We start from the raw sequence: 7457 nt of genomic DNA, 5'->3' as shown, positions 1-7457 counted from the left end.
GGCCGACCAGCTCGACACCGCGATCGAGCAGCACGGCAAGGGCGACCTGGGCGCACTGCTGGCCGGCGGCGACACCTGGACCGTCATCGGCTGACGACACCGGAGCGGCCCCGCCCCGCGGGGCCGCCGAAAGCCCGTCGGAGGGACCGCGGCCCACCCCCACCCGGTTCGGGTTGCGCCGGGCCGCGGCCGCCCTACCGCGCCGTGCCTCAGTGCACGAGGTCCGGCTCGGACTCCTGGCCGGTCCGCGGGCCCTCCGGAGAGCCGGAGCGCAGCCGCTGCTGGAGCTTCTCGCCCTCGACGTCCACGTTCGGCAGCAGCCGGTCGAGCCACTTCGGCAGCCACCAGGCGGTGTCGCCGAGCAGGGAGTGCACGGCGGGCACGATCGCCATCCGGACCACGAAGGCGTCGAAGAGGACGGCGGAGGCGAGGCCGAATCCCATCATCGCGACCAGGTCGTCGGTTTCGAAGATGAAGCCGGAGAAGACGCTGATCATGATGATCGCGGCGGCCACGACCACCCGGCCGCTGTGGCGGAAGCCGGTGACGACGGCGTCCTTCGCCGAGGCGCCGTGGACGTACGCCTCCCGCATCCGGGTGACCAGGAAGACCTCGTAGTCCATGGCGAGGCCGAAGACCACGCCGATCATGAAGATGGGCAGTGTCGTCATGATCGGTCCGGTCTGCTCGATGCCGAAGAAGCCGGCGGTATAGCCGAGTTGGAAGACCGCGACCAGCGCGCCGAGCGCCGCGCTGACCGAGAGCAGGAAGCCGAGCGCCGCCTTCAGCGGGACCAGGACGGAGCGGAACACCAGGAGCAGCAGCAGGAAGGCCAGGCCGACCACCAGGGCCAGGTAGGGCAGCAGCGCGTCGGACAGGGTCTGGGAGAAGTCGATGAACAGCGCGGTCTGGCCGGTCACCAGGATCTCGGTGGCCCCCGAGGACGCCGCCAGCGCACCGGCCCTGCCACGGATGTCCTTGACCAGCCGCTCGGTCTCGGTGTCGGTCGGGCCGGTCTTCGGCACGATGCTGAAGAGGGCGGTGTCGCCGGCCTTGTTGGCGGTGGCCTTGGAGACCGAGGCGATTCCGGGGGTCCTCTTCAGGCTCTCGCCGACCCTGTCACCGGCGGCGGCCGCGTCCTTGCCCTGGACGGTCACGGTCAGCGGGCCGTTGAAGCCGGGCCCGAAGGAGTCGGACAGCAGGTCGTAGGCCTTGCGCTGGGTGGTGTCGGTGGCCATCGTGCCCTCGCCGGGCAGGCCGAGTTCCAGCTTGGTGGCGGGCAGGGCGATCGCGCCGAGTCCGATCACCGCGAGGAAGAGCACCCCGAGCGGGCGGCGCACCACGAAGGAGGCCCAGCGGGTGGACAGGCTGGGCTTGGTCCGCGCGGCCAGCTTCGCGGCCTTCTTCTCGGACTTGGCCAGCTTGCGCGCCGACAGCGGCTTCTTGGCCTGGACGAGACGGCGGTCCGCGACCCGCAGCACCCGGCGCGGCGCGAAGCCGAGCAGGGCGGGCACGAAGGTGACCGCGATCAGTACGGCGACGGCGACCGTGCCCGCCGCGGCGAGGGCCATCTTGGTGAGGATCGGGATGTCGACGACCGCGAGGCCGGCCAGCGCGATGATGACGGTGAGCCCGGCGAAGACGACGGCCGAGCCGGCGGTGCCGGTGGCGATGCCCGCGGCCTCCTGCGGGGTGCGGCCCTCGGCGACCTCGGACCGGTAGCGGGAGACGATGAACAGGGCGTAGTCGATGCCGACCGCGAGGCCGATCATCATCGCCAGCGTCGACGTCGTGGCCGACAGCCCCAGGGTGGAGCCGAGCGCGGTGATGGCCGAGACACCGACGCCCACGCCGATCAGGGCGGTGAGCAGCGGCATGCCGGCGGCGAGTACCGAGCCGAAGGTGAGGAACAGCACGATGGCCGAGATCAGCACGCCGATCTGCTCGCCGGTGCCGGACATGGTCTGCTCGATCGCGACGGCGTCACCGCCGGCCTCGACGCTCAGCCCGCCGTCGCGGGCCCGGTCGGTGGCTTTGGTGAGCGCGTCGTGCGCCTCGTCGGTGAGGTCGGGCGCGGTGACGTCGTAGGTCACCACGGCGTAGGCGGTGCGGCCGTCCGCGCTGATCGAGCCGGCGGTGAACGGGTCGGCGACGCCCGCCACTTGGGGCGCCCTGCCGAGCTCACCGAGGAGCCGGTCGACCGCCGGCTTCACGTCGGTGATCTCCTTGCTCCCGGGCGCCCGGATCACGACGCGGGCGGTGGCGCCGTCGGCAGCGGCGTCGGGGAACTTCTCCTCCAGGAGGTCGAACGCCTTCTGCGACTCGGTGCCCGGCATCGAGAACTGCTCGGTCGGCGGCGTGGGGGCGGAGGAGGCCGCGGCGCCGACCCCGACGACGATCAGCACCCACAGCAGGGTGACGAGGCCACGCCGCCGGAAGGCGAAGCGGCCGAGTTTGTACAGGAAGGTAGCCACGGGAAACCGCACTTCCATCGGATGGTTGGCATGAGGGACACAGAGGGCCGGCCGCCCCCGGCCACAGCACAGGGGTGAATCGGCACCGGCATGTACACACGTTGACCCCATGAGTGGTCACAGGGCCGGATGAGGCGGCGAAGCGAGATTGGTCCTCAAGCGGACGTCGAGTGGCGAGATCACTTCCGGCCAGCTGCGGCGGGCAGCGAAGACGTAGCAGCGCAGGACGAGGAAGCGGCCCGCGCCGGCGAGGCCGGAGGCGCCGAGGTAGACGAGTTGCTCGGTCAGCGGGCCGGGGGAGGGCTGCAGCAGGTGCAGCGCCCACACCGCGAGGCCGGTGGCCAGGTAGGCGGCCGTCGCCGAGCCCGCCGACTGCCAGTGCTCACGCCATCCGGCGCCGTGCCCCCTGGCGAAGGTGAAGCGGGCGTGGAGTTCGGTGCACAGCAGGGTGGAGACGACCGTGACGACCGCGTTCGCCAGCGCCCAGGGCATGTTCACGGCCAGCAGCGGCACCGCGAGGCTGCAGAGGACCCCGGCGCCGCCGCCGAGGACGGCGAACCGGAGGAAGGACGCGACGGCGCCGGGGCCTGCTCCGGTCGCCCCGTGGGGCGGGTGGTCGAGCGGCGACTTCATGGCGGCGTCCTTCCTCGAGGGCCAGGCTCGGGCGGCGTGTTACAGGCTGCGGGCGGTGATGTCGCCGTAGGAGGTGGTCGCGTGGATGGTCAGGCCGGTCTCGGAACCGTCGGCGTTGGTGAGGGAGTTGCGGATCCGGCCGGAGGAGGTGCCGGCGTCGAGGGTGGCGGAGGTGCCGCGGGCGGCGCCGACGGTGATGTGGCCGTGCTCGGTGCGCAGGGTGAGCGTGCCGTGGACGGCCTCGGTGACGTTCAGGTCGCCCTTCTGGGTGCTGATCTCGGCGGAGCCGTTGAGGCGGCCGACGGTGATGTCGCCGGCCTGGAGGGTCAGGCGGGCGCTCGCGGTCTCGTCGAGTTCGACCGTGCCGTGCGCGCCCTCGAAGGTCACGTCGCCGAGCCGCCCCACACCGCGGACTTCGGCACTGGCGGCCTTCGCCTCGACGTGGGAGCCGGCGGGCAGTTCGACGCTCACGTCGAGGGAGCCGGAGGCACCCAGCAGCGGGTTCGTCGCCGCCGGGGTCCCGATGCGCAGGACGCCGTCGCGACACTCGACCGTGGTCTGCTCGGCCGCCTTCACGTCCCGGCTCCTGGCGGGGTCGGCGGGCTTGACCTCGACAGTGGTGCCGGTCCGGTCCCCGGCGGTGAAACGGATCCGTCCGGCCGGGATGTCCAGGACGACGGTCATGGGGGCGGGGGTCTTGAACGTCTGCATCTCGGGCTCCTTGGCTGTTGTTTCCGACACCAGAAACACTACGTTGCGTTCACATAATCAGCAACTCTGATGTTGCACGCTTAAAACAAAAGAGCAGTTCAAAGCACAGAAACTGTTGCAATGGCTTTGAAGATAAAGCAACAACCCTCGTGGCTTTCGTTGCAATGAACGGGAATGAACGCGAATAGATGCGCGTGGGTGCGGTGGTGCCGACCCGCTTCGGCGTCTGCCGCTGCACCGCGGCCCAGGCCGCCCTGCGGACGACCTGTGGGAGTTTCCCGGCCCGGCTTCGAGCGGCGCTGGACCGGCTCTCCGGCCGTTCTTGGGACGGTGACCGGCGACTCCCGCTCCCCGTTCTTCGTCAGGAGGCCGTCCATGACCGCGCAGGTGTCGGAGCCGCCGGTGGCGGTGCCCGAGGCGCCGTCCGTCCGGCGCGCCGGTGGCCGGGCACGCAGCGCCGCGGCGCTCGGCGTGATCGCCGGATGCAACGCGATGATCCAGCTCGACGACCCGATCGTGAACATCGCGCTGCCCGGCCTGCGCGAGACGCTCGGACTGTCCGCCATGGGCGCGGCGTGGGTCATCAACGCCTATCTGCTCACCTTCGGCGGACTGCTGCTGCTCGGCGGCCGGGCCGGTGACATCCTGGGCCGCCGCCGGGTGTTCATGGCGGGCGTCGCCCTGTTCACGGCCGCCGCGGCGCTGCGCGGCCTCGCCCAGTCGGCGGAGTTCCTGATCGCCGTGCGGGCACTGCAGGGCGCCGGTGCGGCGCTCGCGGCGCCCAGCGGCCTCGCCCTGCTGCTCAGCACGTTCACGCAAGGGACCGCCCGCAAGCGGGCCATCGCCGTGTGCACCATGGTGGGCGCGGTCAGCACCGCCGGCGGACTGCTCCTGGCGGGCACGCTCACCTCGCTCAGCTCCTGGCGCTGGGTGCTCTACCTCGATGTTCCGCTGGGGCTGGCGATCGTGCTGCTCGCACCGTTCGTGCTCGACGAGACCCCCCGTCACCGCGGCCGTTTCGACCTGCCCGGGGCGCTGCTGTCCGCGCTGGGCGCCGCCCTGCTCGTCTACGGGCTGGCGCAGGCCGCCGAACGGGACTGGAGCGACCCCGTGGTCGTGGGCTGCGTGCTGGGCGGCGCCCTGACCCTGACGGTGTTCGCGGCCGTCGAGCGGCGTGCGCAGCAGCCGATCGTGGCGCCGCGGCTGTTCGCCGACCGCGACCGGCTGCTCGCGTACCTGGGCACGCTCGCCGTGCCCGGCGCGCTGATCGGCACGTACTTCTTCCTCAACCAGTACTTCCAGCGGGAGCACGGCTGGTCGGCGCTGGCCACCGCCTGCGCCCTGCTGCCGCTGCCGGTGACGATGGCCGTGGCGGCGGCGGCCGCGGGCCGGCTCGAACGGCACGTCGGCACCCGCCGGTTGTGGGCCACGGGCGCCGCGCTGCTGGTGACGGGCAACCTGTGGCTGTCCGCACTCTCGGCCGGCGACGGCTACGCCGGCACGGTGCTGCCGGCGCTGGTGCTGCTCGGTGCGGGAATGGCGTTCTGTGTGCTGCCGCCGACGGTCCTGGCCACGTCGGGGCTGCGCGGCGACGAGGCGGGCACGGCCTCAAGTGTCCTCAACTCCCTTCAGTCCGTGGGTGGTTCGATCGGCCTGGCCACGCTCGTCATGGTCTCCTCGCACACGGGCGGGATGACGGGCGGCTTCGTCACGGGGGCGGCCTTCGCGGGCTGCGCACTGCTGGCGGCACTGCTCCTGCGGCGCCGCTGAGAGCGGCTCCCGGGCTCCCCGGCCCCGGCATGCTCGAAGGCCCGTCCGGCCGTCGCGGTGACGGCGGTGACGGGCCTTCGAGGGGTGGGGCGGGACGTCTCGGCGGGGGCTCCCCTGTGCGCTCCCCTGCCGCCACTAGGCGGGGTCGCGGTCGAACAGGGACTTGGACCAGAAGTAGCCGAGGACGGCGAGTCCCAGGCACCAGGCGACGGCGAGCCACCCGTTGTGGCCGATCTCGGTCCCGAGGAGCAGCCCGCGCAGGGTCTCGATGGCGGGGGTGAACGGCTGGTACTCGGCGATCGGCCGGAACCAGCCCGGCATCGCGTCGACCGGGACGAAGGTGCTGGAGATGAGCGGGAGGAAGATCAGCGGCATGGCGTTGTTGCTGGCCGCCTCGGCGTTGGGGCTGGACAGGCCCATGCCGACCGCGACCCAGGTGAGGGCCAGGGAGAACAGCACGAGCAGGCCGAGCGCCGCGATCCATTCCAGGGCCGTCGCATTCGTCGAGCGGAACCCGATGGCGAAGCCGACGGCCGCGACGAGGAGCACGCTCATCAGGCACTTGAGCACGCTGCCGACGACATGCCCGACGAGCACCGACCCGCGGTGGATGGCCAGGGTGCGGAAGCGGGCGATGATGCCCTCGGTCATGTCCGTGGTGACGGACACGGCCGTGCCGATGGTGGTCGAACCGATGGTCATGAGCAGGATGCCGGGGACGAGATAGGCGATGTACTCGGAGCGGTCGGCGCCGCCGTCGCCGATGCCGGCGCTCATGGTGTCACCGAAGATGTAGACGAACAGCAGAAGCAGCATCACCGGCGTGAGCAGCAGGTTCAGGGTGAGGGAGGGGTAGCGCCGGGCATGCAGGAGGTTGCGGCGCAGCATGGTGGCGGAGTCGCGCAGGGCGAGGGTCGGGCTGCTCATCGCAGGGCCTCCTTGGGCTGGGTCAGGGCGAAGAAGACGTCGTCGAGGTCGGGGGTGTGGACGGTGAGTTCGTCGGCTTCCACGCCGGCGGCGTCCAGCCGGTCCAGCACCGCGCGCAGGTCGCGCTGGCTGCCGTCGCTGGGAAGGTGGAGGGCGAGGGCCTCGTCGTCGTGGGTGGCTTCGCGCAGGGTGGCGGTGGCGGCGCGGTAGACGGCGGGGTCGGTGAAGCGCAGCCGGATGTGCCCGCCGGGGACGATCCGCTTGAGTTCGCCGGCGGTGCCCTCGGCGGCGATGCGGCCGTCGTGGAGGACGGCGATGCGGTCGGCGAGTTCGTCGGCCTCTTCCAGGTACTGGGTGGTGAGGAAGACGGTGACGCCGCCGGTGACCAGGTCGCGGATGATCTGCCACATGGTGTGGCGGGAGCGCGGGTCGAGGCCGGTGGTGGGCTCGTCGAGGAAGATGATCCGCGGGTCGCCGACCAGGGTCATGGCGATGTCCAGGCGGCGCTTCATGCCGCCGGAGTAGGTGGAGGCGGGCTTCTTCGCCGCCGCGACCAGGTCGAACCGCTCGAGGAGTTCGGCGGTGACCCGGCGTCCCTCACCGCGGGAGAGGTGGTGCAGGTCCGCCATCAGCAGCATGTTCTCCTCGCCGGTGATCAGGCCGTCGACGGCGGAGAACTGGCCGGTGACACCGATCGCCGCGCGTACCGCCTGGGGGTGGGTGGCCAGGTCGTGGCCGCCGACGCGGATCTCACCGGCGTCGGCGCGGATGAGGGTGGAGAGGATCTTCACGGCGGTGGTCTTGCCGGCGCCGTTCGGGCCGAGCAGGGAGAAGACCGTTCCTTCGGGGACGGTCAGGTCGATGCCGTCGAGGACGGTCTTGTCGCCGTAGGACTTGCGCAGCCCGTGCGCCGCGATGGCCGGGTTCGTCATGAGAGTGAGG

6 protein-coding genes are annotated in these 7457 nt (G+C 71.7%); 1 reads left to right on the top strand and 5 read right to left on the bottom strand.

Going from position 1 to position 7457, the window contains the following annotated elements; all coding sequences use genetic code 11:
- Positions 1-209 precede the first annotated feature (209 nt).
- The 3 genes from AB0F04_RS35595 to AB0F04_RS35585 form a co-directional block, all read right to left on the bottom strand.
- On the bottom strand, positions 210-2474 hold the full coding sequence (locus tag AB0F04_RS35595) for an MMPL family transporter (protein ID WP_362049812.1): 2265 nt from the start codon (positions 2472-2474) through the stop codon (positions 210-212).
- Between the two features lie 117 nt (positions 2475-2591).
- A complete protein-coding gene (locus tag AB0F04_RS35590) occupies positions 2592-3107 on the bottom strand; it encodes a GtrA family protein (RefSeq protein WP_362049809.1) in 516 nt (171 codons plus the stop codon).
- A 39-nt stretch (positions 3108-3146) separates the two neighbouring features.
- On the bottom strand, positions 3147-3818 hold the full coding sequence (locus AB0F04_RS35585; RefSeq protein ID WP_362049806.1) for a DUF4097 family beta strand repeat-containing protein: 672 nt from the start codon (positions 3816-3818) through the stop codon (positions 3147-3149).
- Between the two features lie 375 nt (positions 3819-4193).
- Between AB0F04_RS35585 and AB0F04_RS35580 the strand changes: the two genes are divergently transcribed.
- Positions 4194-5588: an MFS transporter gene (locus tag AB0F04_RS35580; protein WP_362049803.1), complete on the top strand. Its 1395-nt coding sequence runs from the start codon at positions 4194-4196 to the stop codon at positions 5586-5588.
- A gap of 135 nt (positions 5589-5723) precedes the next feature.
- Here AB0F04_RS35580 and AB0F04_RS35575 read toward each other — a convergent pair whose 3' ends face one another.
- Together AB0F04_RS35575 and AB0F04_RS35570 are read right to left on the bottom strand one after the other, a co-directional pair.
- Positions 5724-6515 (bottom strand): ABC transporter permease, encoded by a 792-nt coding sequence (locus tag AB0F04_RS35575; protein WP_362049800.1) that lies wholly within the window; start codon positions 6513-6515, stop codon positions 5724-5726.
- Positions 6512-7447, bottom strand: coding sequence for an ATP-binding cassette domain-containing protein (locus AB0F04_RS35570; protein ID WP_362049797.1), 936 nt, complete (start codon positions 7445-7447; stop codon positions 6512-6514). Before AB0F04_RS35570 ends, AB0F04_RS35575 begins: the two co-directional genes overlap by 4 nt.
- Between the last annotated feature and the right edge of the window lie 10 nt (positions 7448-7457).

The organism is Streptomyces sp. NPDC029041, from assembly GCF_040637515.1.
Taxonomy (GTDB): domain Bacteria; phylum Actinomycetota; class Actinomycetes; order Streptomycetales; family Streptomycetaceae; genus Streptomyces.
The sequence above is the reverse complement of the archived record's forward strand: the minus strand, read 5'-3'. Positions and strand labels throughout refer to the sequence as shown.

Excerpts from the sequence above, each read along its gene's own strand:
- AB0F04_RS35590 (WP_362049809.1), bottom strand. The coding sequence starts at position 3,107 with ATGAAGTCGCCGCTCGACCACCCGCCCCACGGGGCGACCGGAGCAGGC.
- AB0F04_RS35580 (WP_362049803.1), top strand. The coding sequence starts at position 4,194 with ATGACCGCGCAGGTGTCGGAGCCGCCGGTGGCGGTGCCCGAGGCGCCG.
- AB0F04_RS35575 (WP_362049800.1), bottom strand. The coding sequence starts at position 6,515 with ATGAGCAGCCCGACCCTCGCCCTGCGCGACTCCGCCACCATGCTGCGC.
- AB0F04_RS35585 (WP_362049806.1), bottom strand. The coding sequence starts at position 3,818 with ATGCAGACGTTCAAGACCCCCGCCCCCATGACCGTCGTCCTGGACATC.
- AB0F04_RS35570 (WP_362049797.1), bottom strand. The coding sequence starts at position 7,447 with ATGACGAACCCGGCCATCGCGGCGCACGGGCTGCGCAAGTCCTACGGC.